Here is a 26,693-nt window from a genome sequence, read left to right as displayed (position 1 = left end):
AGGTGAGCGACGGCAGTGCGGATCAAGCCTCACCGTCCGCGGATGCCGACGCCCCTTCTGTTGCTGCAAACAGCCCAGTCGGCGCGGGCGGTTGGGACGCGCGCCTACGGCGCCGGCCGCCTGGCGGGGAAGCCGTGGCCGCGGGCGGACAGGACGACTCCGAACACGGGCAGCAGGAGCAGCAGCACGGTCCAGGGGAAGGAGCCGCTGCCGCTCACGTCGAGCAGCACGCCGCCGACGACACCGCCGCCCGCCATGGCGACGTTCCACAGCGTGACCAGCATCGCCTGGGCCGATTCCGCCGACTCACCGCCCGCCTCGCCGACCGCGGTCTGCAACAGGGTGGGCACGCCGCCCCAGCCCAGACCCCACAGGACGCACGCGCAGTACACCAGGGCGGTGTTGTCGGCGAGTACGGCCAGCAGCGCGGCGGCCACGGCCACCGACAGGGTGCTGGCGAGGGTGAGTCCACGCAGCCGTCGGTGGATCTGGGCGCCGACGACCCAGATGCCCGCCAGCGACGCGGCACCGAAGGCGAGGAGCACCAGATCGGTGTCGTCGCCCATGCCCAGATCGTCGAGGAACGTGGCGATGTAGGCGTACAGGACGGTATGGGCCAGGACGAAGACGAGGGTGACGAACAGGACCGGGATCACGCCCGGCACGCGCAGGGTCCGCAGCATCCTCGGCCGCTCGCCGCGACGCTGCCCGGGGTGGTCCGGCACGCAGGCCACGATCCACAGCAGAAGCAGCACCGTGAGCGCCGTCATCGCGAGGAACGCCACACGCCAGCCGAGCGCCTCGCCGAGGAAGGTCCCGGCGGGCACGCCCAGCGAGAGCGCGACGGGAATCCCCGCCATCGCGACGGCGATGGCCCTGCCCTGGAGGTGCGCGGGCGCCAGGCGCCGGGCGTACCCGGCCAGCAGCGCCCAGGCCAGTCCGGCCGCCACACCCGCGACGAACCGCGCCACCATCGTCAGTCCGTAGAGCGACGACACGGCCGTGACGGTGTTGGCGAGGGCGAAGCCCGCCATGGCGGACAACAGCAGCCGCCTGCGAGGCCATCCGGCGGTCGCCGCGGTCAGCGGGATCGCCGTCAGGGCCGTGCCGATCGCGTAGATCGTGACCGTCTGCCCGGTCGCGGACTCGCTCACCCGGAGATCGTCGCTCATCGCGGGGAGCAGCCCGGCGGGCAGCGTCTCGGTGAGGCTGGTGATGAAGACGGCGGTGGCGAGAGCGAGCAGGGCGACGAGGGGGAGCCCGCGCTGCTCCTCGCCGTCACCCCTGGCTCGCGGCGCCGCGGCCGAGGCTGCCGCTGTGTCGGGTGCGGTGCTCATGTGGGTGCTCGGGATCCTCTCGGGACTCGGGGTTTATGGCTCAGGGGGCATGGGCGGGGCGGCACGTGCCGCCCCGCGCCGCGTGTGCGCTGCCGTTCGTCGACGACTCTGGCCGGAGGCGCTTCGGGGAACCTTCGGATCGGCTGACGGTCCGCTGCGGGCGGAGTCGGACAGCGGCGGGGGACAAGGGCGTCGAAGAGCTGCGATCAGCGGTTCCCCGGACGCAACTCCCCGCCCTGTACGGTGAATCGCATGCGGTTTGGGGTGCTCGGGCCACTGGTGGTGTGGGGCGACGAGGGCGAGACGATCACGGTTCCCGAGACCAAGGTCCGGGCGTTGCTCGCGGACCTGCTCGCGCACGAGGGGGGCCCGGTCTCCGTGGACCGCCTCATCCACGACCTCTGGGGCGACGAGCCGCCCGGCAGACCGGCGGGAGCCCTCCAGGCCAAGGTCTCGCAGCTGCGCCGGGTGCTGGGCCGGGACCGGCTGGTACGGCAGCCCCCGGGCTACCGGCTGCGGCTCGACGACGACGAGGTGGACGCCGTCCGCTTCCGCGTTCTCGTGGCGCAGGCACGCCCGCTACAGGACCCGCGGGCGCGGGCGGCGCTGCTCAGCGAGGCCCTCGATCTCTGGCGGGGTATCCCGTACGCGGACTTCGCGGACGAGGAGTTCGTGCGGGGGGCCGCACAGCGTCTGGCGGAGCAGCGGCTGGCGGCGGCGGAGGAGCGGGCGGAGGCCCGGCTGGCGGCGGGGGACCATTCCCTTGTCGCCGGAGAGCTGGCGGGCCTGGTCGCGCAGCATCCGCTGAGGGAACGGCTGCGGGGCGTGCAGATGAGGGCTCTCTACCTGGCGGGGCGGCAGAGCGAGGCCCTCGCCTCGTACGAGGACCTGAGGTCCCGTCTCGCCGAGGAACTCGGCGTCGACCCCGGCCCGGAACTCGGCGCGCTGCACCGGGCGGTGCTCAGCCAGGACCCGGTGCTGGCCCCCGCGAGGACGGCGCCCGGCGCCCCGGGCAACGGGCACTCCGTCCCCGGCGCGCTTCTCCGCTCGCCCGCGCGGGAGCCCGTTCGCCCGGGGCGACACCAGCCGACCGCGCCGCCGACCCCTGCCCCGCCCCCGGGCTCACCCCCGCCCTCGGGCGTCCACTCGAACCTGCCCGTTCAGCTCACCCCGCTCGTCGGGCGCGGACAGGCGCTCGCCGAGCTCTCCCGGCTCCTGGGGACCGCACGGCTGGTGACGGTGACCGGTCCCGGTGGCGTCGGTAAGACCCGCCTGGCGTTGGCGGCGGCGGAAGAGGCGGCGGCCCGCGCGGTGGTGGCCGGGCCGCCCGACAGGTCGGGGGACGGCCTGCGTGAAGGACTGCGTGACGGGAGGGGTGAAGGCCTGCACACAGAGCCGGGTGAAGGACTCGGTGGCGGGCTGCGTGACGGGGTCTGGCTCCTGGAGTTCGCAGGGGTCCGCTCCGGTACCGTCGCCGACCTCGCCCAGGTGGTCAGCACCGCGCTGGGCATCCGGGACGCCCCGTCCGCCGGTCCCGGTCCTGGCGCCGGTACCGGCGGCCCTTCTCCCGCGCACCGTCTGGCCACCGCCCTGCGGGACCGCCGCACCCTGCTCGTCCTGGACAACTGCGAGCATGTCGTCGACGCCGCCGCCGAACTCGTCGAGTCGCTGCTGCGCACGGCTCCCGGCCTGCGGGTGCTGGCGACGAGCCAGGAGCCGTTCGGCCTGACGGGCGAGTCCGTGTTCCTGGCCGAACCCCTCCCGATCGCCGACGCCGTACGGCTGTTCAGGCAGCGCGCCGCCGCCTCCGCGCCCGGGTTCCCCCTCGACCCGGACCGCTCCACCGCGTCCGACCGGGCCGCCGTCGCCGAGATCTGCCGCCGTCTCGATGGCATCCCGCTCGCCCTGGAACTGGCCGCCACCCGGGTACGTGGCCTGGGCGTGCGGGAGTTGGCGGCCCGGCTCGGCTGCCGGTTCCAGCTCCTGACCGCCGGGCGGCGCGGCGCCCCCGCCCGCCAGCAGACCCTGCGGGCGGTGATCGACTGGAGCTGGGAACTGCTCAGCGCCCCGGAGCGCGTCGTGCTGGGCCGCCTCGCCGCGCACAGCGACGGCTGCGATCTCGCCGCCGCCGAGGCGGTGTGCGCGGGGGACGGCGTCGCCCGGGAGGACGTGCTCGACCTCGTCACGCGGCTCGTCGGCCGGTCCCTGGTGGTCATGCTGGACGGCCCCGACGGGCCCCGCTACCGGCTGCTGGAGTCCGTCGCCGCGTACGCCTCCGAGCGACTGCACGAGAGGGAGGACGTCACCGTCGTACGCGACCGGCATCTGCGCCACTACCTCGCGCTCGCCGAGGAGGCCGAGCCGCGGCTGCGCGACGCCGGACAGCGGCCCTGGCTGGCCCGGCTGGACGCCGAGGCCGGCAATCTGCGGGCGGCGCTCGACGAGGCGGTGCGCCGCGCCGGCGGGGGAGAGGCGGACCAGGCCGTGCGGCTCGCCACCGCCCTGTCCTGGTGGTGGCTTCCGCGCGGACGGCTCGCCGAGGCCCGCCGCGACCTCGCGGCGGTCCTCACCGCCACCGCCGGCACGGCAGCCGACGGTGCCGCCGACGGGGTAGGCACCCCCTCCAGCGCCCCCACCACCGAACTCGCCCTGCTGCACCCGGCCTTCGCGCTGCTCACCGGCGATCACGCGGCGACAGCCGATGTCGTCGACGCCCGCGCCGCCGCCGACGCCATCGCCGACCCGGTACGCCGCGGCCGCGCGCTGTGGCTGTGCGCGTACGGGTTGTTCAGCGCGGGCGCCGCCGACCACGGAAGTGAGCTGAACACCCAGGCCCTGGAGCTCTTTCGTGCCGCGGGGGACCAGTGGGGCACCGCGGCCTCCCTCGGCCTGCGGGCGACGATCGCGTTGGTGCGGGGTGACCTCGAAGGACTCGGCCGCGACGGACGGCGCAGCGCCGCGCTCTTCCACGAACTGGGCGACCGGTGGGGCGAGTTGCAGACGGTTTCACCGCTCGCCGCGCTCGCGGAGATCAGGGGCGAGTATGCGGAAGCGGCCCGCCGCCAGCACGAAGGGCTCCGCATGGCCGAGGAGTTGGGCCTCGCGGCGGAGGTCGCGGCGCGGCTCTCCGGGCTGGGGCGGCTGGCGCTGCTCGCCCGGAACTGGGACCGGGCCCGTGAGCTGCACGAGCGGGCCCGCCGCAGCGCTGCGGACCAGGGCTACAAGTACGGCGAGATCCACGCCGAGATGGGTCTCGCGCTCGGCGCCCGCCGCTCCGGCGACCTCGACGCCGCCGAGGCCCATCTGCTGGTGATCCGCGACGGTTATGCCGAGGTGTCGTCCCTGGCGGGCGATCATCTGCTCCGCGCCGAACTCGGCTTCCTCGCCGAGCTGCGCGGCGAAGCGGACCGGGCCCTGGCTCACCATCTGCGCGGCCTGGACTTCGCCCGGTCGCTGGGCGAACCGCGGGCCATGGCGCTGTCCCTGGAGGGTCTCGCGGGCGTCGCGGCCTTGCGCGCCCACGAGGGCGCCGCCGGGTGCTCCGCGCTGTTGCTCGGCGCGGCGGACGCGGCGCGCCGCGGGGTGGGTGCTCCGCTTCCGCCGGCGGAACGCGGCGACGTCGAGCGCGTCACGGCGGCGGCACGCGCCGCGCTGGGCGAGTCCGCGTTCGCCGACGCGTTCGGACGGGGCACCCGTCTGACCGCCGAGGAGGCGGTGCTCCACGCCCGTACAGCCCTGGGTCGGCCGGAAGACTTGCCCGCCTGAGACGTCCGTCGGCCGATCTTCCCGACGGGCTCACCCGCTCCGGCCGCAACCGCGGTGGCCGAAATCGTGTCTCTCCACGCGTGGCCCGGTCGTCCGGGAGCCGGGTGAGGCTGCGGGGGCATGGCGGCAGGGCAGGCTTGGGGGACGGAAATGAACACATGGGCAGTGCCCGGATACACCGAGTCACGCGAGCTGGGATCGGGTGCCAGCGGCCGGGTCGTCCTGGGCGTGCACGAGGAGACCGGCGTTCCGGTCGCGCTGAAGTACCTCAGCGAGTCACTGCGCGCCAGGCCCGGCTTCCTGCACGGCTTCCGGGCCGAGGCACGGCTGCTCGGCGGACTCCGTAGCCCGTACGTCACCGGGCTGTACGAGTACGTGGAGAGCCCGGACGGCGCCGCCATCGTGATGGAACTGGTGGACGGTGTCTCGCTGCGGACCCTGCTGACCCGTGAGGGCCCGCTGGAGCCCGAGGCCGCGCTCGTCATCCTCAAGGGGTCGTTGCTGGGACTGGCCGACGCGCACGGCATCGGCGTCGTCCACCGCGACTACAAGCCGGAGAACGTCCTGGTCGTGCCCGACGGGTCGTCCAAGCTCGTCGACTTCGGGATCGCGGTGGACGCGGGCACCACCGCCGGTGTGGCGGGAACCCCGTCCTACATGGCCCCGGAACAGTGGACCGGCGCGCCCGCGTCCCCCGCCGCCGACGTGTACGCGGCCACGGCCACCTTCTTCGAGTGCCTGACGGGCCACAAGCCGTACGGGGGCGCGAACCTCGCCGAGATCGCCCTTCAGCACGTCGACGCGCCGATCCCCGCCGACGAGGCACCGGAGGCCGTGCGCGAGCTGGTGCGCCGGGGTCTGGCCAAGGACCCGGAGGAACGGCCCGCACAGGCCGAGGAGTTCGTCGGGGAACTGGAGGCTGCCGCCGGTGCCGCCTACGGGCCCCACTGGGAGGAACGCGGTCGCGGCCGGCTCGCCGCGCTGGTGGCCCTGCTGCCCCTGCTGCTGCCCTCGCACCGAGGTGCCCCCCGGACGGCCACGGACACCGCACGCACGGTCCTGCGCCCGGAGCCGGTCCACGGCGGGTTGCGGTCGTGGCTGCCGGGCCGGCTCGGGGTGCTGGTGTCGGGCGTCGCCGTCCTGCTCGGTGTCCTCCTGACCTACGGAGTCCAGCACAGCCCGGGAGCCGCTTCGCAGCGGGCGGCGCAGGCGCTGGCCACCACCAGCGCCCAACCCGGCGCCGGGCCCGCGTCCCCCACCGCTGCGACCGCCTCGGGCTCGCCGTCCTCTTCACCGACGCCCTCCGCGTCAGCCCCCGCGTCCTCCTCTGGCCCCGCGGCCACCGACAGTGGCGCGCCCTCGGCATCCGCGACCGTGGCTCCCGCTCCCTCGGCCGAGACGACGACGCCCGGCGGGGAGAGCGGCTCGGGGACGCCGACGAGCGCGTCCTCACCGACACCCACCGTCGCCACCGCCGTCAAGGAGGTCGCGGTGTCGGCCTTCCGTCAGACGGGTTCCACGACCGCCACGGCGACCCTCACGCTCACCACGGACGGCACCGGGCCCGTCTCGCTCACCGTCTCGTGGTTCACGGGCGACAGCCCGCGGCAGCTCACCGCCCAGGACGGCGCGTCACAGACCTTCGAGCGCAGCGGTGCCACCCAGTACACGGTCACCGTCGACCACACCTTCCAGGGGGCCGGCTGCTACTGGGCGGTTCGGGCGACGAGCAGCCCGGCCGCCGCCGGTGGGGGCGCCTCGCAGCAGCTTCTGACCAGGCAGTGTGACATCCGATGACCGATCACGACCGCAGCCCCGCGTCCGCCGAGGACCGTGAGCCCACCCAGGTGCTCTCCTCGGCCCACGAGGGTGCCGACACCCTCCACCTCGGCCCGGCCGCCGCCGGTGGCGGCCCGAGCGAACCACCCGCCTCCGCCGAGGCCGAGGCCGAGGCCGAGTACAGCGCCACCGTGCTGGCCAGCCACTGGATCCAGCGACCGGCACCGGACGAGACCCGCACCCTCGTGGAGGAGGCCGCCTCCACGACGATCCGGTCGTCGTCGCCCGATCGCGTCGAAGGCACGGTGCTGCGTTTCGGCCCCGGCGTGACCGCCAACGCCCTCGCGCACCGGACCCATCCGACCGAACGGACGTTCCCCGTCCTGCCGCCGCCCCGCACGGCGGCGCGTCGGCGACCGCGCAGACACGCCTTGCCCGTGCTGGTGGTGCTCTGCGTCCTGGCGTTCCTCGTCTGGCAGCGGTCGGGGCCGGCTCTCGCGGTGAGCACGGTGGCGGTCACGGCCCGGCCGACGGTCCTGGGCTGCGACGAGACCGCCGACCTCGTCGGTCTCCTCACCACCAACGGACGTCCGGGCACGGTCTCCTACCGCTGGATCCGCAGCGACGGCACCGCCTCGGGCGTCCTGCGGGAAGAGATGGTCCGGGGCCAGAGACACGCCCGTCTCCACCTGTTGTGGACCTTCGAGGGCGAGGGCCGTCGCACGGCCGAGGCCGAACTGCGCGTTCTCTCGCCGGCCGAGCGACCGGTCACCACCCGCTTCACCTACGACTGCTCCTGACGGGGTACGAAGTCCGCCGACCCGATCGCACCCTGTCGTCGCGTGGGAAGCGGTCGCGCTATGCCTTCCGGTTGTGGATCACCGACAGGATGTTGCCCGCCGGGTCCTTGAACCACGCGATGGAGGTGCCGGGCGCGGCGTCGCGGGCGATGCCCTTCGTGTCGTCCATGTCGATGTTCAGTCCGAGCGTCCGGCCGCAGAACTCCTTGGCGCGTTCGATGTCGTCCACCGAACAACTGCCGAATCCGCTGGTGTCTCCGAGCATGGTGACTGCCTCTTGACCCTGTCGCAGTTCTCCTGGTCGTCCCACTGTGATGTGCATATCGAGCGGGTGAATCGCCGGTGCGTCACTGCTCGGGCGTGATCCCGTCGCCGGACATGGTCGAGGGGCGACGCGACGGTGTCACCCCTCGACCGCGTCCAGTGCGCTCACCAACGCAGCTCCCCGCTTTCGTCCTGCAAGGTCCCGGTCGGGCCGTCCGCGTCGAGAGTCGCCAGACGCACGACGGTCCTGGCGCTTTCCTCCGGCGACCTTCCGACGCCGAAGGCCGCGGTCATGTCGGTGGCGGTGGTGCCGGGCTCGAGCGCGTTGAATTTGATGCCCGGCTCGGACTTGGCGTACTGGATCGTCAGCATCGTGGCCGCCGACTTGGACGCGGAGTAGAGCGCGAGCGGAAGGTGGAACTCGGGCCGCTCCGGGTTGTTCACCGCCCAGAACGAGCCGGCGCTGCTCGAAACGGTGACCACGGTGGGATTCGAGGACTTGCGCAGCAGGGGGAGCGCCGCCTCCGTGACGCGCACGATCCCCACCGCGTTGGTGTCGAACACCCGCAGGGCGGTGGGGCCGTCGACGACTCCGGCGCCGAGGATGCCCGCGTTGTGCACCAGGACGTCGAGTCGTCCCTCGGCCGAACCGATCGTCGCCAGCGCGCTGTTCACCGAGACGTCGTCGGTCACGTCGAGCTGTACGAATCGCGCGCCGAGCGCCGCGGCGGCCTTTTCCCCCCGGTCGACGTCACGTGCGCCGATGTAGACCTGGTGGCCCAACTCCGTGAGCTGCTTCGCCGTTTCGAAACCGATGCCCTTGTTGGCTCCGGTGATCAGTGTGACGGTCATGGGTTTTGCCTTTCTGTATTTCAGAATCCAAAACAAGCGCAGACGTCAGCGGGCGCTCCGGTATCCGGGGTGCCCGTTGTCAGTTCAGGAGTGAGCGCAGGCCTCCGAGGGCGATCTGGCGCAGCAGGGCGGGCTCGACCCCGGCCTGGGCGGTCACGCGCAGTCCCGAGACGACCGCCGTCACCAGCAAGGCCCCCTCGTGCGGGTCGACTTCCCCGCGAACGCTGCCGTCGAGACGGCCTGCCCGGATCGCTTCCTCGAGGAGGCCCAGGTGTTCGCGCAGGTCCCGGTCGAGGAGGCGGGCCACACGCTCGTCACGCTCGCGCAGACCCGGGGTCATCAGACTCTGCACGACCATGCAACCCGCCGCGTGCCCCTGTTCGCGCGCCGCCCGCTCCTCCTCGACGACCCCCTCCATCAGGCCGCGAAGCCGCTCGGCCCCGCTGAGCCGAGAGTCGGTGAGCAGTTGCGTCCGGTGCTCGCGGTAGGCGGCCACGTACCGCTCCAGGGCGCGGACGAACAGCTCGTCCTTCGAGACGAAGGTGTTGTACAGGCTGCTGCGCCGCACCCCCGCCGCCTCGCAGAGCTGCTCGGTCGAGGTCTCGGCGAAGCCGTGCACCCGGAACTCGGCCGCCGCCGCGTCGAGCACGGCGGTCTCGTCGAAGGATCGTGGCCTACCCATGTGAGGGATGCTACCGGTTTCTGTATTCCAGAATCCAGAACCGGCCGCGGCCCGTCCCGCGGGCTGTGCCGCGGGCCGCCCCGGGCTCGGGGGCCCACCGGCTCACGGTGTCTTGAGATCGGTGTGCAGCAGGTGATGGTCCGAGTACGAGCTCGGATGTACACCCTGTCCGAGCGAGGTGACGCCGCGCAGGAAGACGTAGTCGAACCTGCTCTGCCAGTCGGTGGTGGCCTCGCAGGTGCCGGTGTGCGCGGAACTGCACCGAGGGTCGGTGTCCGTCGTCAGCTCCCACATCCGGCCGAGTTCGGGGGCGTCCGGCACCGCGTTGAAGTCACCGAGCACGATCGCGCGTCCGTGCCGGGCGACGGCTGCGGCGAGTACGCGGGTCTGACCGGCTCGGACCGTCTCCTGACGGCGTTCGGCGAGGTGTGTGTTGAAGACCCGCAGGCGCTGGCCGCCCACGGTGGTGGTGACCGCCATGTAGCCACGGTCCTCGGACCCGCCGTCCGGGTATTCCACGGTGACCGCGTCCGTCATCGGTGCCGCCGAGAGGATCGCCTGGCCGTAGCCCCCCGGGTTCCAGAGCACCCCTCCGCAGCGGCCCCAATTCTTGAGCACCGCCCCGTACTCGACGTGGTAGACCAGCCCGTGCCGGCTCTCCAGATAGTCCCGGATCTTCTCGACGTCGCTGACGCAGGCCTCTTGCAGGCCGATGACCTGGGGCGCGTACCGGGCGATCTCCGCCGCCCGGTGAACATTGCTCTCCTCGCAGGGATTGCAGATGTTCCACGTCATGACCCGGTTGGGTACGACATCCCGGACAGCCTCGGCCGGCAGGGACCTGGCCGAGGGGCCGGGGTCACCGCTCGACGCGTTGTGGCCGACGAGCGCCACGCAGGCCACGATCAAGGCGCCCGTGAGCAAACGCATGCCCCTACCGAGCACCATCGCCTCCAAGGGTGTGCATCCACGACATCCGACGTCTCCTGTACGAGGTTATAGAGCGAGGCGCGCTCCCGTAGAGGATTGCGCCCGCCCCCTCCCTCTGCCTCTTTCTGCCTCGACCTCGGGCTCGGGCTCGACCTCGGGCTCGGGCTCGACCTCGGGCTCGGGCTCGACCTCGGGCTCGGGCTCGACCTCGGGCTCGGGCTCGACGGATGGGACCCCGTCGTGACGCCGCCGCACAGATGGGGAACGGTCCGTACTCCCGACTGTTCGGTCGTCATCTGAAGACAACCGGCGCCCTGTTCGCGCACCTTCCGCTCCGTGTTTCGTCCGCGTCTTACGTCTGTGTGTTTTCACGCGGCGGGTCGAGTTACCGTCCACGGCCGCTGGACTACCGCTGGTGTGTGGGCGGAATTCCGCGACCCTCGGAATTCATCGGTATGCGCCGGGGGAGTCGATCTGGAGAATTGCTCAAGGTTTGCTTGTGACTTTTTCAGCGGAGTGCCCTGGTCCGTATCGGTTCGCCACCTGCCGGTTGTTCCGGCAGGACGTGCTTCGCGCGCTGTGCGGTCGGTGGCTGGTTTCGGTATGCGCTCCTGCCGAATGCGGCGCCGGGTCCGGTCCTCGCAATAGGTGGCTGTTTTCCGAGGCAGGGTGGTGGCGGGTTTATGTAGCTATGGTGTCGCCGGTTGATTCGCCTCCGGGTTTCGGGGGTGTGCCTGGCTGAGGAGAGATATGTCGAGAGCAGGTAAGTCTTGGGCGGGGGCCTTTCTGGCGGCGGCGGTCGTGGGAAGCCTCACGGCGACCGTGATCCCGAGTCAGGCAGCCCCGCAGGTGGCGCCGGCCGCGAAGGCCTCGGCCCCGGTCGTGGTGGCGAGCGGTCTGCACAACCCGCGCGCGGTGCGTGTGCAGTCCGACGGATCCCTGCTGGTGACGGAGGCGGGCAGTGACCCGGCGGTGCCGTGCACGGTTCCGCTGTCGCAGTGCCTGAGCTTCAGCGGCTCCATCTACAAGATCAAGGGCTCCGTCCAGCGGCGCGTGGTGACGGGTCTGCCGTCGATGCAGATCGTGCGAGCCGACGGCTCCAGCGTGATCAGCGGGGCGATCGAGGCGGAGGCCGCCCCGGGCGGTACCTACCGCGTGGTCAGCGGTGTGACCGGAACTCCCGCGACGCGTACGGCACTCGGTGCGGGCAGCGGGCCGCTGGGGACCCTGAGCATCGCCCACGGGCGGGTGTTGGGCGATCTGGCGGTGCATGAGGCCGAGCACGACCCGGATTCCGCCGCGGGCAACAACGAGGTGTTCTCCAACCCGTGGAACTTCGCCCGGGACGGCCGTGACTTCCTGGTGACGGACGCGGGCGCCAACGACCTGATCCGCATCCACCCCGACGGCACCACGTCGACGGAGCTGGCCTTCCCCAACAACGTGATCCCGGCCGCCGCAGCGTCCGGCGACGCGGCGCTGGCTCCGGCGGGCCAGGCGGAGGCGGTGCCGACGGGCATCGTGCGCGGCTGGGACGGCGCGTTCTACATCGCCGACATGTCCGGTATCCGCACGGGCCTGAGCCGCATCTGGCGCTATGTGCCCGGCAGTGTGCCGACCGTGTTCGCCACCGGCCTGACGGGTCTGATCGACCTGGCGGTGGCGCCCGGCGGCGACCTCATAGCCCTGTCCTACACCGGTGGTGCGACGTCGACCGGCCTGCTGCCGGGCGCGCTGATCCGGATCGGCAAGAAGACCGGTGCCGCCACCGTGATCGACACCGGCGGCAGCCTCAACACGCCCACCGGCCTGGCGGTCACCGCCAAGGGCGACATCTACGTCACCAACAACACGCAGGGGTCGAGCGGTGAGCTGTTGAAGTTCCCGGCCTCCTAAGGAGCCGCTTCGGTTCGCCCGTTCCTGATCCGGGGGCCGTCCGCTGTCGTGTCCGACGGCCCCCGGCGGGCCGCGCCCAACCGGTACGCCCACCGCAGCCGCCGTCCTCCGGATCACCACCCGCACGTGGTGATCCGGAGGACGGCGGCACGGTCATGGCGGGCATCGGCGGCTGCACCCGCGGATCGACCAAAGGGTTTGCCCACATGGCTCCAGGGCGTGCATGGTCTAGGTCGCGCGCCTTGGGGCGCGGGCGGACGCCGGCAGGAAGGAACCCCGACCATGATCCTTCCGAAGGTCAGGGACCCTCGCTTCGTGACGATCCGTCGCGGCGGGACCCTCACCGATGCGGACCACCACCTCCTGGCGCTGTGGGCGGCAGCCTGCGCCGAGCACGTCCTCGACCTCTTCGAGTCGGCGCGGCCCGAGGACACCCGGCCACGCCGGGCGATCGAGCATGCCCGTGCCTGGGCACGAGGCGAGGTCAAGATGATGCAGGCCCGCGCGGCGGGCGGCCATGCGATGGGCGCGGCCCGAGACCTGCGTGGCGCGGCACGGCACGCCGCCTACGCGGCCGGGCAGGCCGCGGTCGTCGCCCATGTCGCCGCGCACGAACTCGGTGCGGCCGCCTATGCGATCAAGGCCGCACGTGCTGCCGCGCCGAAGGGTCAGGTTGATGCCGCAGGACGACTCGAATGCCGGTGGCAGCGTGACCGGCTCCCGGAGGCGATTCGCGAGCTCGTGCTCGACGACCAGCGCTTGCGCAACGACATCTGCTGGTCCGTGTTCGATTGCTGAGCGGGCACCGGGCACCGGGCACCGGGTGGCAGGGCGCAGGGTGCGAGGCGCGGGGCGCCGGGTGCCGGGTGCCGACAGCGTCCACGCGAGAACCTCCTGCGGGTGGGTGAACAGGTGGCTGTCATGATCGCCGTATGCGGGTAGGGGAAGGTGAAGGGCAGGGAGAGGGGCGCAGCCGGCGCGGGAGAGGGGAGCGGCGAGTGGGCGAGCGGCAGGGGCGGGACTGGACGCGCATGACCCCCGACGACTTCGACCGCGACGCCCCGCCGCCCACCGGACGACCGAACGCGCGGGCCCCGCTCCCCGCGGTGTCCGACGAGTACGGGACGCCCCCGTTGTTCGGCGAGGAGACGTCCGCACCGGGTGCGCCGAGGACCCGGCGACCGACCGCGATGCCGCCCACGCAGGAAAAACTGTTCTGATCACGCGACACGCCACGGGTCCGTGTAGGACGGAGATCTCCGGGTAGCCGAGGCTTGGATGGAGAGCGCGGTGAGCAGCCTGGGGAGGTCGGCCACCGCGCTCTCCACTGCGTCGGGGCGTTGGTGAGGCGGCTCGCCGGTGGGTTCGAGCGGCGGTGCGCCGCCGGGCCGGTCGCGGAGCCCCAGGCACATCAGGCCGTAGGCCTTCCGGGACCGCATCCATGCGGCGCTGCCGTGACAGAGCGCCGGTGTGGTGACAGCGCCGCTGTGGTGACAGAGCACCGCTGCATGACAGACGGAGGGCCGTGCACCCTGGACGCGAACGCGCAGCCCCGTACGGCGGACGCGTCCGCCACCACCCCGGGCGCCCTTACCTCAGCGTCCGCGACTCCTAGGCCTGTGGTTCCCCGGCCGTCACGGCCTTCAGTTCGGTCAGTGACTCGCTGAGCAGGGCGGCCAGTTCCCGTTGCTGGCCGGGGGCGATCCAGCGTTCGTAGCCGATCTTGAAGACGGCGATGCCGGCCTCGGCGGCGAGGGCGGCGGCGGGGTCAGGAACGCCCCGGGCGCGCAGGGCGTCCGTCACGGCGGCGGAGAGTGCGGCGAGTTTGATCAGTTCGCGTTCCTGGAGTTCTGGGTGCGAGTCGACGACGGACTGCCGCTGCCGGGAGGTCTCGCGCTCCGGGAACACCGCCGCGACCGCCTCCAGCCCCGCCGCCACGATGTCGATCGGCGCGGCGGACGGGGGCGCCTCGGCGACCGCCTTCGCGAAGATCTCCCGCAGCACCGTGGAGCCGCCGAACAGCACTTCGCGCTTGTCCGCGTAGTGCCGGAAGTAGGTGCGCTCGGTGAGCCCGGCCCGCCGGGCGATCTCCGCCACCGTGGTCTGTTCGTAGCCGCGCTCGCCGAACAGGTCCAGCGCCGCCCGTGCCAGGCGCTCCCGAGCGTTCGGCTCCCATCTACCCATGGCCGGATCCTACGCGATGACAGTCACTGACATCAGTGCTAGCGTCGATGACGACAGTCACTGACATCACTCGATGCCGCGCGACGGCATCGACCCACTTGTGTTCTGAGGTACTCCCATGCGCATCTTCGTCACCGGCGCTTCCGGCTGGCTCGGTTCCGCTCTCGTCCCCGATCTCCTCGAAGCGGGGCACGAGGTCACCGGCCTCGCCCGCTCCGACGCCTCCGCCGCCGCGATCTCCGGCGCCGGAGCCGGTGTGGTCCGCGGCACGATCGACGACCTCGACCTCCTCGGCACGGCCGCCGCCGCGTCGGACGGCGTGGTCCATCTCGCCTTCCGGCACGACATCGCCTTCACCGGCGACTTCGCGGGCGCCGCACGGGCGGACCGCCTGGCCGTCGACACCCTCGTCGACGCTCTGGCGGGCAGCGGGCGTCCCCTGGTCGTCGCCGGTGGGTTCATGGGCTTCGAGGCGGGGCGCACCGCGACCGAGCGGGACATACCGACGACCGACGGATCGGCGATGTCCGAACGCACCGTCACCGGCGCGGCGGTGCTGGACGCGGCCGCGCGGGGCGTCCGCTCGTCGGTGGTACGGCTGGCGCCGACCTGTCACGGCGACGGGGACGCCGGATTCATGGCCTCCCTCGTCGCCCTCGCCCGCGCCACGGGCGTCTCCGGTTACCTCGGTGACGGCGCCAACCGCTGGCCCGCCGTCCACCGCCTCGACGCGGCCCGGCTGTTCCGGCTGGCGGTGGAGCGGGCACCGGCCGGCACCGCACTGCACGGCGTCGCCGACGAGGGCGTCGAGATCCGCGCCGTGGCGGAGGTGATAGGCCGTCACCTGGATGTCCCGACCGCCTCGGTCACCCCCGAGGACGCCCCGGCCCACTTCACGTGGCTGGCCGGTCTCATCGGCCGGGACCTCCCCGCGTCCAGCGCCCTGACCCGCGAACTCCTCGACTGGCGCCCCCTGCGACCGGGCCTGCTGGAGGACCTGGAGAAGGGCCACTACTTCCGCACCTGAGCCCGTGACCTCAGGGCCGAGTCCCGAAATCCGCGACGCGCTCGGCTGACACAGCGACTCCTGCCGTCCGTATTCGTTGTCAGGACAGTGGCCGGGCATGCTGGACGAAATGAGTGCCTGGCGGACCACAGGAGAGCAGGCGCGCATGAACCCCAGTGCTCACATCGAGGCCGTCTACGCAGAGGTCTGTCGGCGCAATGCCGGTGAGAGCGAGTTCCACCAGGCGGTCGGAGAGGTGCTGCACACGCTGGCTCCGGCCTTGCGGGCGCATCCGGAGTACGCCGAGTCGTTCATCGCGGAGCGGCTCTGCGAGCCCGAGCGGCAGCTGATCTTCCGGGTGCCGTGGGTGGACGACGCGGGGCGGGTGCGGGTCAACCGTGGTTTCCGGGTGGAGTTCAGCAGCGCGCTCGGCCCCTACAAGGGCGGGCTGCGCTTCCATCCGAGCGTCAACCTCGGCATCGTGAAGTTCCTGGGCTTCGAGCAGATCTTCAAGAACGCGCTGACCGGACTGGCCATCGGGGGCGGCAAGGGCGGCTCGGACTTCGACCCCAAGGGGCGCAGCGACCAGGAGGTCATGCGCTTCTGTCAGGCGTTCATGACCGAGCTGTACCGGCACCTGGGCGAGCACACCGACGTCCCTGCCGGTGACATCGGGGTGGGCGGACGCGAGATCGGCTTCCTCTTCGGCCAGTACAAGCGGATCACCAACCGCTTCGAGGCGGGAGTCCTGACCGGAAAGGGCGTTTCCTGGGGCGGCTCGCAGGCGCGTACCGAGGCCACCGGCTACGGGGCGGTGTACTTCGCGCAGGAGATGCTGGCCACGCGCGGACACGGCTTCGACGGCCGCAAGGTCGTGGTGTCCGGCTCGGGGAACGTGGCGCTCTACGCGATCGAGAAAGTGCACGCGCTGGGCGGGTCGGTGGTGGCCTGTTCGGACTCCTCGGGCTACGTCGTCGACGCCGACGGCATCGATCTGGAGCTGCTGAAGACGGTGAAGGAGGTACGCAGGGCACGCCTGGCGGACTACGCGGAGGCCAAACCCGCGGCACGGTTCTCCGAACGCGGCTCGGTCTTCGAGGTGCCCTGCGACATCGCGCTGCCGTGTGCCACGCAGAACGAACTGGGCGGACAGGAAGCGGGGTCGCTGGTGAAGAACGGCGTGCTGGCCGTCGCCGAGGGCGCCAACATGCCGTGCACCCCGGAGGCCGTCGAGGTCTTCCGTGAGGCGGGCGTCCTGTTCGGTCCCGGCAAGGCCGCCAACGCGGGCGGTGTGGCCACCTCCGCCCTCGAGATGCAGCAGAACGCCTCCCGCGACGTGTGGACCTTCGAGCAGACCGAGACCCGTCTGGCGGCTGTCATGCGAGGCGTCCACGCCCAGTGCCGCGCCACCGCCGAGACCTACGGAGGCACCCCCGACGACTACGTCCTGGGCGCCAACATCGCGGGCTTCCTGCGGGTGGCCGAGGCGATGACGGCCCAGGGCGTCGTCTAGGGCGTTTCTTTCCGATCATCGGATCGTCGGTCTGTCCGTGCCGTTGACTGACGCGCAGTGGGCGCGGATAGAGCCGTTGTTGCCTGATCGGACACTGAGGCGGGGCGGGCGGTGGCGTGATCATCGACAGGTGATCGATGCGATCGCCTGGAAGTTCCGGACCGGGTCTCAGTGGGTGCACCTGCCCGCCGAGTACGGCTCGTGGAAGGGCGTCTATACGCGGCTGAGGAACCGGGCCATCGATGGTACTTGGGAGCGTGTGTTCACCGTGCTGCTCGCCCAGGCCGATGCTGACGGCGACCTGGACTGGGTCGTCGCGGTTGACTCCACGATCGTGCGCGTTCATCAGCACGCGGCCGGGGCTCGCAAAAGGGGCCCCGGCTGGGGAGCCTGGTGACCATGCCATCGGCCGCTCCCGCGGCGGGCTGACCACGAAGATCCACCTCGCCGCCGACGGCAACTGTCGGCCGCCGGCCTTCGTGCTCACCGCCGGACAGGCCGGTGACGCACCCGCTTTCGTAGAGGTGATGGGCCGCCTGCGTGTCCCGCGCCGGCGCGGACGACCTCGCACCAGGCCGGAAGTGGTCCTGGCCGATGAGGCGTACTCCTCACGCGCCATTCCTGACCACTTGAGCAAGCGCGGCATCCGGGCGGTGATTCCGGTTCCGGCGGACCAGCAGGGCCACCGTCTGCGTCGAGGCAGCCTCGGCGGTCGGCCGCCCGCCTTCGACCATGAGGCATACAAGCGACGCAATACGGTCGAGCGGTGCATCAACCGGCTGAAGCAGTGGCGCGGCATTGCCGCCTGTTATGAGAAGACCGCCACGGTCTACCGCGTCGGTCTCCTCATTCCGGCATCACGACCTCGACGAACTGCCCGACACTCCCACCACCTCCTATGCCAGAGACCTGCTGTCGACCGCAGGGGTGCTGCCACAACGAAGCGAGGCGGTCGAGCGCCTGCCTCGCTGGGCAGACGCCTTTCTCCGAGAGGTACCCGTTCATCACCGCCAGATAGTGAGCCCCTTCGCCCACTGGCACCTGATCCACCGCCACCGGCGAACGGCACGCGGACATGCCGGCCAAGCCGTCAGGGACAGTCACCGGCGCTCGCAGATCAGACGCGCGCTGGAGCTGCTGACCTGGCTCGACGAACAAGGCATCGCGCTGCCGGACCTCAAGCAGACGCACCTCGAACAATGGCTGGTCAGCGGCTCTCCGAACCGCAGGGACGTCAGAGTTTTCGTCCTTTGGACCAACGAGCGCGGTCTCACCTCAAGCCTCGAAGTGCCGACCCGGTCCCCGGAAGACCCGGCAACCTTCATCGAGGACGACGACCGCGTCGAACAGCTCAGGCGCTGCGTGAACGACGCCACGCTCCCCCTCGACGTCTGTGTTACCGGCAGCCTTGTCCTGCTCATGGGACTGCAGGTCACACGCATACTTGAACTGACCATCGACGACGTCGTCGTTCAGGACTCGGCTGTCCAACTGAAACTCGATGAAGGCTTCCTGAAGCTGCCTCCACGGCTGGCTCACCTAGTCCGGCAGCAGCTCCATCACGCCGAGGACGCCTGGGAATCCAACCGTGCTGCCAGCACAATTCCGTGGTTGTTCGCTGGGCTGAACCCAGCCCGCCCCATCCAGTCGCAGTACATCTACCTGAAGCTCAGGCGCCTCGGGCTGGGCGGCCTTGCCGGCCGTAACTCTGCCCGCCATGCGCTGGCAGCCGATGTTCCTGCCTCGATCCTTGCCGCTCTCACCGGGACCAGCATCGACAACGCAACGGACTGGACGAACTTCGTCACCGCGCGCGTGCTTCCCGGCGCTCTACGGATGCTGTACTGAGCCGTCCCGGCGTCCCGTCCGCTCATGCGCCGAGGCCGGGCTCGCGGACCCCCCACCAGCCGCCTTCCAGTCGGTCCTGGACGCCGGGGACGAGCACGTGCCCGGGGGAGGACGGCGCGGCACGGGACCTGCTCGCGGACCTCGCCACGCCGCGCAACCAGCCTGCTCTGTCGCCACGTTGACACGGCCGGCCCCAGGGCGTTCACTGAAGGACACGGTGTACGGCATCGGTCCCGGAGTCTCCGGGCCGGCCCACCGCTCTCAGTTCGCCGAGACCCCGCGGATCGCAGAGACCCATGCGAACCGGAGGTTGCCCGTGCTCTTGTGGACTGTGCTTCTGGTGCCGGCCCTGGCCCTCTTCGGGCTCGGCTTCACCCAACAACACATCCTCTGGCACCTCGCCGTGGCCCTGTTGGTCGCCTGGGTGATCAGTTTCCTGCTGCGCGGACGCTTCGGCGGACGAATCGCCGGCAGGAACCATCGCTGAAGCGGTCCCGGTGGACGCTGCCACAGCGCCGCCGTGCCGGAGACGCCGCTTCGGTCCATGACCGAACTGCAGGCCGAGGAGACAGAGATGATGGCGCGTGAACACCTGCGTACCAAGACGCTACAGAACGCGTTCGAGGAATCCAGGGGCCGGCCGACGGAGGTCGGCACCAAAACGGCCCATCTCGCCTACGACGTTCCCGTGGAATGGCCGTCCACGCGGGCGGTCCTGTCCTTCACGTCCTTCACGGACCGCCCGGTGCAGGGAGTGTGCCTCGCGATGTCGGAGGGGGAGTTGGAGATCAACGGCCTCCGTACCTCGACTGCCTGTATGTGGACCGACGCGACCCCGGTCAAAGTGGACATCCGGTTCCTGCGGTTCCCCAACTCCTCGGCCTCGCTGAAGGTGTGGAACTGCTGGCGCGGCAGGACCGGTACCACGGACGCCTGGACCGAGAACGCCGGCCTGGTCGTACAGGACGCCGGCGACGGGGTGTACCGCTTCGCGTGCAGTGCAGGCGTCGGGCCGGCCGCCTTCACGGACCTCACGTTCGACCTCGAGATCGAGACCGCGATCGAGGACACCAGGGACATCATGAGCCTCGCCGGAAAGGAATGACCACCTACCTCGCGGACGTACTCCAGTGCCCGCCCGGGCACTGGAGTACGTCGGCACGTCCAGCCGCGCGGCGCGCCGCCATCGGCCGTCCGTGCCCCGCTGGGCACGCTGACCTCGCACGGTATCCATAACCCTCATTCAGGACTAGGCTGTTGAACGAAACCCTGGCCCCCGGTATCGACGCTGAGTCCAGCTCCCGGGGAGGCCCACCGTGTTCGTTCTGCTTGTCATCCTGATCGTGCCGCTGTTCGGCCTCGGTTTCCTCCATCCGTTCTGGTGGCTCGCCGCCGCCCTGCTCGTCTTCGCCGCTGTCCGCCATGGACAAGACCGTGGCGGTGGCAGCGGCTCGGAGGAGTACCGGGACTACAAGGACCGGCGGGATCGCCAGGAACGCTGGGACCGCCGCTACAGCCGTCAGAACCGGGCACGTTGGGGCCGCGAGGACCGCAGGGACCGCGCACGCCGCCGGTGAGCCGTAGTGGCCCGGCAGCCATAAGGGTTGCGGGACCGCTTCCGCCGGACCGGCCCATCCACCGTCGAAAGGCTTGCCATGCAACGTACGACCATGCTCCAGGAGGACTGGTGGAAGCTGCGGGCGGAAGCCACATGGGGAAACCCGGCGCCGGGAGAGGACGTCGAGGCCCTGCGCAGCCAGAACGACCAACTACGGCGGGCGCTGGCCGGCCGCGCGGTCATCGACCAAGCCCGCGGCATGGTCATGGTCCTCACCCCCTGCACCCGCGGGACGGCGAGAAGTCTGCTCGTGAACGTCTCACGGCAGTGCGACACCAAACTCGCGGTGGTGGCCGCGGCCATGGTCGCCGCTTGGGAGGGCGAACCCCTCCCGGACCGGATGCAGCGCGCGCTGCGACGAACGCTTCGCACCTTTCACGCACAGAGCCGGCAGTGCGACACACGGCGGCCGGACAGGCCGACGGGCAGGAAGAAGTCATGATGCACGCAGCGGACGTGCGGGAATGGCGCGAACGCGACGTCTTCGACGCCGAGTCACACAAGATCGGTGTCCTCGAGCGGTCTACGTGGACACCACCACCGACGAGTCGGCCATGGCCACGGTACGGACCGGACTGCCCACCCGGCACCGTCTGGTCTTCGTACCCCTCGACGACGCGGTCACCGGACCGGACTACCTGAGGATCAGCTACGCCAAGGCACTGGTGAAGCAGGCCCTTTCGATCGGCGTGGACGGCGTGCTGCCCGCCGATCAGGAGGAAGCGATCTCCAGGCACTACGGGCTGGCCTACCAGGCCGGCGCGGCCGGAGAACGGCAACTGGCACGCCGCTGACGGTAGCCGGGCATCACGGTTGCCCGAAACCGGCGCGGGCGCTCACCTAGTGCCCGTGCGTGCTCGCGGGCACGGTCCGGAACCGGCATCACCGACGAGGCACCTGTCCGCACGAGCACGCCGCGAGGCACCAGCCCGCCGCGGACAGGCCGTTTGGAGAAGCGAGGCAGGGATGACTGGCATTCGTGCGACGACCTTCTACGGGAGTGGGAGTCGAGCGACCGTGTATCTGGTGGGCGAGATCGACGCGGACACCGCTCCCACGGTGGGCGCCGCCGTCCAGGACTGCCTACGCCGGGTGACAGACGGTGTGGACATCGAACTGACGGGTGTCAGCTTCTGCGACGCCAGTGGCCTGAACGTCTTCCTCGCCGCCGCCCTGGACGCGGCTGCCGGCGGCCGACGGATACGGCTTCGCCACGCGACGCCCGCCGTCCACAGACTGTTCGACCTCACCGGCACCGCCTCCCTGCTCGACGCCGTCCGGACCGGAGCCTCGGTTCCTCCCTCGGGGAGCGCGCGCCGATACCCGCGTGCCGGAGCCGCCGGTGGTCTCCGGTGATCAGTGACCGAATGACCGAGGTCCTGAGCATGCTGCGGAATCGCGAGGCGGCCGCCGGCGGCCCCGACCTCGCCGCGGCCATGGCCGCCGCACTGGGCATGGACGGCGTCACCGTCGCCGTCGTCTCGGGGTCCGCCCACGGTGAGCCCCTGTGGGCCTCGGACGGCGTCTCCCGCCGCTTCGAAGATCTGCAGGCGACCCTCGGCGAGGGCCCAGGGGTCGACTGTCTGGCCGTCGGCACTGCCGTGCGGGTGCCGGATCTGACACGGGTGCGCCCCGGCCGGTGGCCCGCTCTGGCCGCGGAGCTGCCGGGGCAGACGGCACGGGCGGTGTTCTGCTTCCCGCTGCGGATCGGCGCGATCGTCCTGGGCGTCCTCACGCTCGTGCGACGGGCGCCGGGGCAACTGACCCGAGGACAGACCGATGACGCACTGGCGCTGACGTTCGCCCTCACGAGGCGCCTGATGGACCGCGGCCCTCCCGGGCTGTCGCTCTCCGGCGAGTCGGACGGTCCGCCCCTGCTCAACGCCGTCGTCCACCAGGCGACCGGAATGGCCAGCGTCCAGCTCGCCGTCCCCCTGGCCGACGCCCTGTTGTGGCTGCGCGCCCACGCCTACGGCAGCGGCCGCACCCTCACTGAAACCGCGCATGACATCGTGGCCAGACGGCTTCGACTGGCCCCCGGCACCGACTCACCCCCGCCCGCCGCAGACAAGGACTGATTCCATGACCACCCGTGAACAGCAAGTCACCGAGGTCTTCGTCGAAGTCGCCGACTCGCTGGTGGCCGACTTCGACGTCATCGACTTCCTGCAGAAGCTGTCCGTGCGCTGCGTGGAGCTCCTGGACGTGGCGGCGGTCGGCATCCTGCTCGCGGACAAGGACGACGTCCTGCACGTCCTCGCAGCCTCCGACGAACACACCCGGCTGCTGGAACTGTTCGCCCTCCAGTACGACCAGGGGCCCTGCATCGAGTGCTACCGCAGCGGCCAGGCCCGTACCGACATCGACCTCACCGACCCGCAGGTCACCGTCAACTGGCCGCAGTTCACGAGCAGTGCGCGGGGAACGGGGTTCGTGGCCACCAACGTCCTGCCGCTGCGGCTGCGCGGCCGGGTGATCGGCACCCTCGCTCTGTTCCATACCACCCCCGGTCCCCTCGGCCCCGAAGACCTCACTCTCGCCCAGGCGTTGGCCGACGTCGCGACGATCGCGATCCTCCAGCAACGCACCCTGTCCCACGCCGAAGCCGAACGCGACCAGCTCCAGTACGCCCTCAACAACCGCATCATCATCGAGCAGGTGAAAGGCGTCCTCGCCGAACGCTGGCACCTGAGCGTCGACGAGACCTTCGGCACCCTGCGGGCCTACGCCCGTGCGCACAACCTCAAACTGTCGCAGCTGGCCCGGGACATCACCGAAGGCAGGTTCGACAGCCGGCAGATCCGCGCCACTCCCGCGCCCTCCTCCGCACACGACGCCCAGCGTCCCAAGCTCTCGTAGTCCACCAGCTTCTCGGGCCCGGTCCGGGGTCCGGGCGTCGTGTGGAAGGTCGCCGCGGCCGGACCCTGCCCGCTCAGTTGTCCTGCTTCCAGGAGCCGGTGGGGGTGCCGTCGGCGCAGCGCGCGCGGAGTTCGACCTTGCCCGCGGGGCCCACGAACTTCACTTCGGCGTGTTCGTCGTCGGGGCCCGGATCGGCGCTCTTGACGTCGTATCCCTGGGCTGGGGTCCAGGACAGCAGCCGTACCGTCGTGCCGTCGCAGCTGGCGATGGCCGTGCCACCCGGAGTGACCAGGGTCTTCCCGACGGGGACGGCGGTCGCGCTCGGAGTCCGACTGGGGCCGGGGGATGCGGAGGCGCGCGCCGCGTCGAGTTGCCGCTCGACCTGTGCCGACGTGACCGCGTCGCTGTCGGAGTGCCGGTGATTCCGTCACCGATGAGCTGCACGGCCGCCAGGCCGGTGAGGGTGGCAGCCGTGGCGGCGGCCGTTTGCCCTGCCGGGCACCGATGCGCGTAGGACGAGACGAGATCTACGGACTCAACGGTGTCCGGATCCATGCACGTACCGATCGCGGCATCGAGCTCCGCCGGCTCGGACAACCGACCAGCATCCAGCTCACCGGCCCCTCACGACGAGCCTTCCAGAAGGCCGAGGCAGCCCTCGCGCAGCAGATCCAGGGCAACGGTGGAGAAGCCTGCTGGCTGGCCGGCGACACCTGGACTCCCTACGAGAAGCAGTGGGACACCGAACGGCAGCCGCTCATCCACGAGAAGATTTGGCGGGACGCCGCCTGGCTCCCCAGCGGGCTGATGCGCCGCCTTGGACTCCTCCACACCGTCGCCGTGCCCCTGGTCGTCACCGGACACGAGTCGCGGCTGGGGGAGTGGTGGATCCTGCAGCTCGAGCATGATTCCGAGACAGCCCTGCGCCGCGCCTAGCTGGTGCAGGCCCTGACCGACCCGGAGCACGGTCTACCGCTGGAACTGTGCGGTCACCGCGAGCTGACGCCCGGTGGCCCGCATCTTGCTGCCGCCGTCGACGGCGACGCCGACGAGATCATCCCACTCGCCACCCTCACCCACGAACTGGGCGGCGGTGCCGACTGGCCGGCCGTCGGCGACTGGGAGCACGTCACCACCGACCTGGTGCACTCGTCCACGCCGGAGACTGCGACGCCCTCAGTCTCGGCCTGCCCGAGATCGCGCGCGCCCTCGTCTGCATGAGTCCGGTCGGCCACGTGCGCGCCTTCGACGCCGCAACTGACGAGTTCATCGACTACGGCCCCGAAGCACGGGCTGCCGCGCTGGCCGAAGTGGGCACGCTCCTCGCCAGCCTCGTGGCTGACCAGGACCTGTGGCCCGGCGACGGTCTGCTCGCCCCACTTGCTCGACGTCCGTGAGCCTGCCATGGATCCAGGCAGATACCGGTACCCCTTCAACTGCCCAATCGGCGCAGAGAACTTAAGACGCTGACCGGATTCCAAACGCGGGCGGTGCGGGTTCGTCCTCTGCGCCTGCTCCTTCGACCTCTACAGCGCGCCCGGTGATGGTCACGGCGCGATCTTCCACGCCCAGTGCCCAGGCCGCCCAGCCAAACAAAAGGCCTTCGTCTGAACCGAGCGAGCTGATGCCGCTGACTCGCGCACCGCCTCCCCGCCCGCCGGATCACCTTGATCGTGGGGCTTGACTCCATACAGAGAAGCGAGATCTTGCTGACTTGGAAACGACGCTGGACGAGGATTAGGCAACGCCGCTCTTCGACAGCGCCATCACGCAAACCCGCACGAGGTGAATCGCATGGAGCAGATCACGACGGCTCTGATATCAGGTTTCGTAGCCCTGCTCGTTGGAGGTGGAAGCGCCCTCCTGTCCCTGACACAGATCCGCAGGGAGCACCGAAGGTGGCTGACCGATCTCAAGGTCGCATGGTCACTCGAACTCCACAAATCACGAATGGCGACCTACCCCGAGGCGCACAGAGGCCTCGCGCCGCTGTCACACGCCAGCCCGGACGCAGTCACCCCCCAAGTCGCCGGCGAGGTGGCCCAGCAGCTCAACAACTGGCTCTACTCCGCCGGCGGTCTATGCGCCGACGCCACCACAAGAGGTGCTCTGCTCGGCCTTCGTGAATGCTGTCGCAATTGGGCGGCTACAGGGGGACCTGAGCCCGAGGACCTCTATGCCTGGCGCAACCTCCTGGGCACCTTCCTCCGCCGCGATCTTGATGTGCTCGGGCTCGAGTCCTATGACTTCGACCTGGACCCGACTCTGCTGAGCAAACTGCAAAGAGAACTTGAATCCGCACGCTGGCGAAGGAACCGCAACGGAGACTGAAGAGGCCAGCAAACCGCAGGCCAACACGCCTGACGCCTTCCATGACGTGGAGATCATCACCAAGCCCACCGAAGTACTGCGCTACTGCCAGATCCGGGACGCTGCAATCCACCAGGCCACACCCTACGATCAGTTCGCCGCGCAGCTGCGCGCCAAGGGGTAGCAGGAGCCGGTGAGTACTGACTTCCAACAGGCCCGGAAGACTCTCGGGCTCCGGCTCCGCGAACTGCGACTCTCGGCCCCGGGAGGCCGACTCACCGGCACCCAGCTCGCCCTACGCCTCGGCTGGTCACACTCCAAGATCTACAAGCTCGAGAACGGACAGCAAACGGCAACGGCCCAGGACCTGCGAGCGTGGGCCGACGGCGTAGGCCAGCCCGCGGCCTTCGAGGAATTCCACGCCCGCCTCAAGGGGTTCGAGTCCCGCATCCGCTCCTGGCGACGCCAGCTCGCGGCCGGACACCGGCCTGTGCAAGACAGCTGGAACCTCGAGTCGGCCGGTCCCAGATCATCTACGTCTGGGAGGAAGCGGTCGTTCCCGGCATGCTCCAAACCGCCGACTACGCCCGCCACCTGTTCCTCCAGTACGCCAACCTTCACGACACGGCGCGCGACACCGACGACGCCGTACGCGTCCGAATGAAGCGCCAGGCATGGCTGTACGAAGGTGATCACACGCTCCATGCCCTCATCTGGGAGGCCGCACTCCACGCCCTGATCTGCCCGCCGTCCATCCTCGCGAGCCAGCTCGACCGACTCATGGGAGCGGTCGGCCTGGACACGGTAAAACTGGGGATCATCCCACTCAGCGCACCGCTTAAAATCCCGACAGCCAACGGATTTTGGGTTCTGGACGACCGGTACGTGATCACCGAAGACTGGCACGCTGAAACATGGCTCGACGACCCCGCGTCCATCGCCACGTACATGAAGGTCTGGCATGTTCTGCGGAAGTCGGCCGTGTACGGCGCTGAAGCGCAGAGCATTATCGCGCGAGCACGCCGAGACGAGCGCCCCCCAACGGTACTT

The 26,693-nt window shown here is 70.7% G+C and carries 27 protein-coding genes and 3 pseudogenes; 23 read left to right on the top strand and 7 right to left on the bottom strand.

Features of this window, described 5'->3' with window-relative positions; translation table 11 throughout:
* Nucleotides 1-104: 104 nt before the first annotated feature.
* Entirely contained in the window at nt 105-1,337 is a 1,233-nt protein-coding gene (locus tag AOQ37_RS18375) for an MFS transporter (RefSeq protein ID WP_062645644.1), read from the bottom strand.
* Nucleotides 1,338-1,589: 252 nt separating this feature from the next.
* Here AOQ37_RS18375 and AOQ37_RS18370 point away from each other — a divergent pair, with 252 nt between their 5' ends.
* The 3 genes from AOQ37_RS18370 (at nt 1,590) to AOQ37_RS18360 (ending at nt 7,681) form a co-directional block, all read left to right on the top strand.
* On the top strand, nt 1,590-5,102 hold the full coding sequence (locus AOQ37_RS18370; protein ID WP_062645643.1) for an AfsR/SARP family transcriptional regulator: 3,513 nt from the start codon (nt 1,590-1,592) through the stop codon (nt 5,100-5,102).
* A gap of 150 nt (nt 5,103-5,252) precedes the next feature.
* Nucleotides 5,253-6,899: a serine/threonine-protein kinase gene (locus AOQ37_RS18365; protein ID WP_062645642.1), complete on the top strand. Its 1,647-nt coding sequence runs from the start codon at nt 5,253-5,255 to the stop codon at nt 6,897-6,899.
* A complete protein-coding gene (locus AOQ37_RS18360) occupies nt 6,896-7,681 on the top strand; it encodes a hypothetical protein (protein WP_062645641.1) in 786 nt (261 codons plus the stop codon). The genes AOQ37_RS18365 and AOQ37_RS18360 overlap by 4 nt, the downstream gene beginning before the upstream one ends.
* Nucleotides 7,682-7,739: 58 nt before the next feature.
* On the opposite strand, the gene AOQ37_RS18355 is transcribed toward AOQ37_RS18360, so the two are convergent.
* The 4 genes from AOQ37_RS18355 to AOQ37_RS18340 form a co-directional block, all read right to left on the bottom strand.
* A complete protein-coding gene (locus AOQ37_RS18355; protein ID WP_062645640.1) occupies nt 7,740-7,946 on the bottom strand; it encodes a VOC family protein in 207 nt (68 codons plus the stop codon).
* A gap of 164 nt (nt 7,947-8,110) precedes the next feature.
* Nucleotides 8,111-8,797: an SDR family NAD(P)-dependent oxidoreductase gene (locus AOQ37_RS18350; protein WP_062645639.1), complete on the bottom strand. Its 687-nt coding sequence runs from the start codon at nt 8,795-8,797 to the stop codon at nt 8,111-8,113.
* A gap of 79 nt (nt 8,798-8,876) precedes the next feature.
* Complete coding sequence (locus AOQ37_RS18345) at nt 8,877-9,479, bottom strand: TetR/AcrR family transcriptional regulator (protein ID WP_062645638.1); 603 nt, start codon at nt 9,477-9,479, stop codon at nt 8,877-8,879.
* A 102-nt stretch (nt 9,480-9,581) separates the two neighbouring features.
* Entirely contained in the window at nt 9,582-10,409 is an 828-nt protein-coding gene (locus AOQ37_RS18340) for an endonuclease/exonuclease/phosphatase family protein (protein ID WP_234436940.1), read from the bottom strand.
* Nucleotides 10,410-10,505: 96 nt separating this feature from the next.
* Here AOQ37_RS18340 and AOQ37_RS18335 point away from each other — a divergent pair, with 96 nt between their 5' ends.
* The 4 genes from AOQ37_RS18335 to AOQ37_RS18320 all read left to right on the top strand — a co-directional run bounded on the left by AOQ37_RS18335 (nt 10,506) and on the right by AOQ37_RS18320 (nt 13,525).
* The gene (locus AOQ37_RS18335) at nt 10,506-10,709 is read left to right on the top strand and encodes a hypothetical protein (protein ID WP_062645637.1); all 204 of its coding nucleotides are present in this window, start codon (nt 10,506-10,508) and stop codon (nt 10,707-10,709) included.
* A 522-nt stretch (nt 10,710-11,231) separates the two neighbouring features.
* Complete coding sequence (locus AOQ37_RS18330; RefSeq protein ID WP_234436939.1) at nt 11,232-12,305, top strand: ScyD/ScyE family protein; 1,074 nt, start codon at nt 11,232-11,234, stop codon at nt 12,303-12,305.
* Between the two features lie 282 nt (nt 12,306-12,587).
* Nucleotides 12,588-13,103 carry a putative immunity protein gene (locus AOQ37_RS18325; RefSeq protein ID WP_062645635.1) on the top strand — a complete coding sequence of 172 codons (516 nt, stop codon included), beginning with the start codon at nt 12,588-12,590 and terminating at the stop codon, nt 13,101-13,103.
* A gap of 200 nt (nt 13,104-13,303) precedes the next feature.
* On the top strand, nt 13,304-13,525 hold the full coding sequence (locus AOQ37_RS18320) for a hypothetical protein (protein ID WP_062645634.1): 222 nt from the start codon (nt 13,304-13,306) through the stop codon (nt 13,523-13,525).
* 391 nt (nt 13,526-13,916) lie between these two features.
* Here AOQ37_RS18320 and AOQ37_RS18310 read toward each other — a convergent pair whose 3' ends face one another.
* Nucleotides 13,917-14,489: a TetR/AcrR family transcriptional regulator gene (locus tag AOQ37_RS18310; RefSeq protein ID WP_062645632.1), complete on the bottom strand. Its 573-nt coding sequence runs from the start codon at nt 14,487-14,489 to the stop codon at nt 13,917-13,919.
* Nucleotides 14,490-14,607: 118 nt separating this feature from the next.
* On the opposite strand from AOQ37_RS18310, the gene AOQ37_RS18305 reads away from it, so the two are divergent.
* From AOQ37_RS18305 to AOQ37_RS18245, 13 genes and pseudogenes are all read left to right on the top strand, one after another.
* The gene (locus AOQ37_RS18305; RefSeq protein WP_062645631.1) at nt 14,608-15,516 is read left to right on the top strand and encodes an SDR family oxidoreductase; all 909 of its coding nucleotides are present in this window, start codon (nt 14,608-14,610) and stop codon (nt 15,514-15,516) included.
* 145 nt (nt 15,517-15,661) lie between these two features.
* Nucleotides 15,662-17,008 (top strand): NADP-specific glutamate dehydrogenase, encoded by a 1,347-nt coding sequence (gene gdhA, locus AOQ37_RS18300; RefSeq protein WP_062645630.1) that lies wholly within the window; start codon nt 15,662-15,664, stop codon nt 17,006-17,008.
* A gap of 31 nt (nt 17,009-17,039) precedes the next feature.
* Nucleotides 17,040-17,865 (top strand): annotated as a pseudogene (locus AOQ37_RS38810) (IS5 family transposase); the annotation flags it as partial.
* 160 nt (nt 17,866-18,025) lie between these two features.
* Entirely contained in the window at nt 18,026-18,856 is an 831-nt protein-coding gene (locus AOQ37_RS18290; protein WP_062645629.1) for a hypothetical protein, read from the top strand.
* A 217-nt stretch (nt 18,857-19,073) separates the two neighbouring features.
* Complete coding sequence (locus tag AOQ37_RS18285; RefSeq protein ID WP_062645628.1) at nt 19,074-19,343, top strand: hypothetical protein; 270 nt, start codon at nt 19,074-19,076, stop codon at nt 19,341-19,343.
* Nucleotides 19,344-19,400: 57 nt separating this feature from the next.
* Nucleotides 19,401-19,961 carry a hypothetical protein gene (locus AOQ37_RS18280; protein ID WP_062645627.1) on the top strand — a complete coding sequence of 187 codons (561 nt, stop codon included), beginning with the start codon at nt 19,401-19,403 and terminating at the stop codon, nt 19,959-19,961.
* 211 nt (nt 19,962-20,172) lie between these two features.
* Nucleotides 20,173-20,433, top strand: a complete 261-nt coding sequence (locus AOQ37_RS18275; RefSeq protein ID WP_062645626.1) for a hypothetical protein — start codon at nt 20,173-20,175, stop codon at nt 20,431-20,433.
* Between the two features lie 78 nt (nt 20,434-20,511).
* Nucleotides 20,512-20,916 carry an ANTAR domain-containing protein gene (locus tag AOQ37_RS18270; protein WP_063781163.1) on the top strand — a complete coding sequence of 135 codons (405 nt, stop codon included), beginning with the start codon at nt 20,512-20,514 and terminating at the stop codon, nt 20,914-20,916.
* A pseudogene (locus tag AOQ37_RS18265) lies at nt 20,913-21,268 on the top strand (PRC-barrel domain-containing protein). Before AOQ37_RS18270 ends, AOQ37_RS18265 begins: the two are co-directional and overlap by 4 nt.
* A gap of 172 nt (nt 21,269-21,440) precedes the next feature.
* The gene (locus AOQ37_RS18260) at nt 21,441-21,830 is read left to right on the top strand and encodes an STAS domain-containing protein (protein WP_063781162.1); all 390 of its coding nucleotides are present in this window, start codon (nt 21,441-21,443) and stop codon (nt 21,828-21,830) included.
* An 11-nt stretch (nt 21,831-21,841) separates the two neighbouring features.
* A complete protein-coding gene (locus AOQ37_RS18255) occupies nt 21,842-22,552 on the top strand; it encodes an ANTAR domain-containing protein (RefSeq protein WP_062645624.1) in 711 nt (236 codons plus the stop codon).
* Nucleotides 22,553-22,556: 4 nt separating this feature from the next.
* Nucleotides 22,557-23,333: a GAF and ANTAR domain-containing protein gene (locus tag AOQ37_RS18250; RefSeq protein ID WP_062645623.1), complete on the top strand. Its 777-nt coding sequence runs from the start codon at nt 22,557-22,559 to the stop codon at nt 23,331-23,333.
* A 504-nt stretch (nt 23,334-23,837) separates the two neighbouring features.
* Entirely contained in the window at nt 23,838-24,269 is a 432-nt protein-coding gene (locus AOQ37_RS18245) for a hypothetical protein (protein WP_234436938.1), read from the top strand.
* Between the two features lie 33 nt (nt 24,270-24,302).
* Here the strand turns inward: AOQ37_RS18245 and AOQ37_RS40870 are convergent, their stop codons facing one another.
* Entirely contained in the window at nt 24,303-24,461 is a 159-nt protein-coding gene (locus AOQ37_RS40870; protein ID WP_199825063.1) for a hypothetical protein, read from the bottom strand.
* Nucleotides 24,462-24,568: 107 nt separating this feature from the next.
* Here AOQ37_RS40870 and AOQ37_RS41370 point away from each other — a divergent pair, with 107 nt between their 5' ends.
* From AOQ37_RS41370 to AOQ37_RS18235, 3 genes and pseudogenes are all read left to right on the top strand, one after another.
* Complete coding sequence (locus AOQ37_RS41370; protein WP_234436937.1) at nt 24,569-24,730, top strand: hypothetical protein; 162 nt, start codon at nt 24,569-24,571, stop codon at nt 24,728-24,730.
* Nucleotides 24,731-25,127: 397 nt separating this feature from the next.
* Entirely contained in the window at nt 25,128-25,664 is a 537-nt protein-coding gene (locus AOQ37_RS40470) for a hypothetical protein (RefSeq protein ID WP_159401350.1), read from the top strand.
* A gap of 172 nt (nt 25,665-25,836) precedes the next feature.
* A pseudogene (locus AOQ37_RS18235) lies at nt 25,837-26,693 on the top strand (helix-turn-helix domain-containing protein); the annotation flags it as partial.

The sequence above is a fragment of the Streptomyces maremycinicus genome, from assembly GCF_001184025.1.
GTDB classification, from domain to species: Bacteria; Actinomycetota; Actinomycetes; order Streptomycetales; family Streptomycetaceae; genus Streptomyces; species Streptomyces maremycinicus.
The sequence above is the reverse complement of the archived record's forward strand: the minus strand, read 5'-3'. Positions and strand labels throughout refer to the sequence as shown.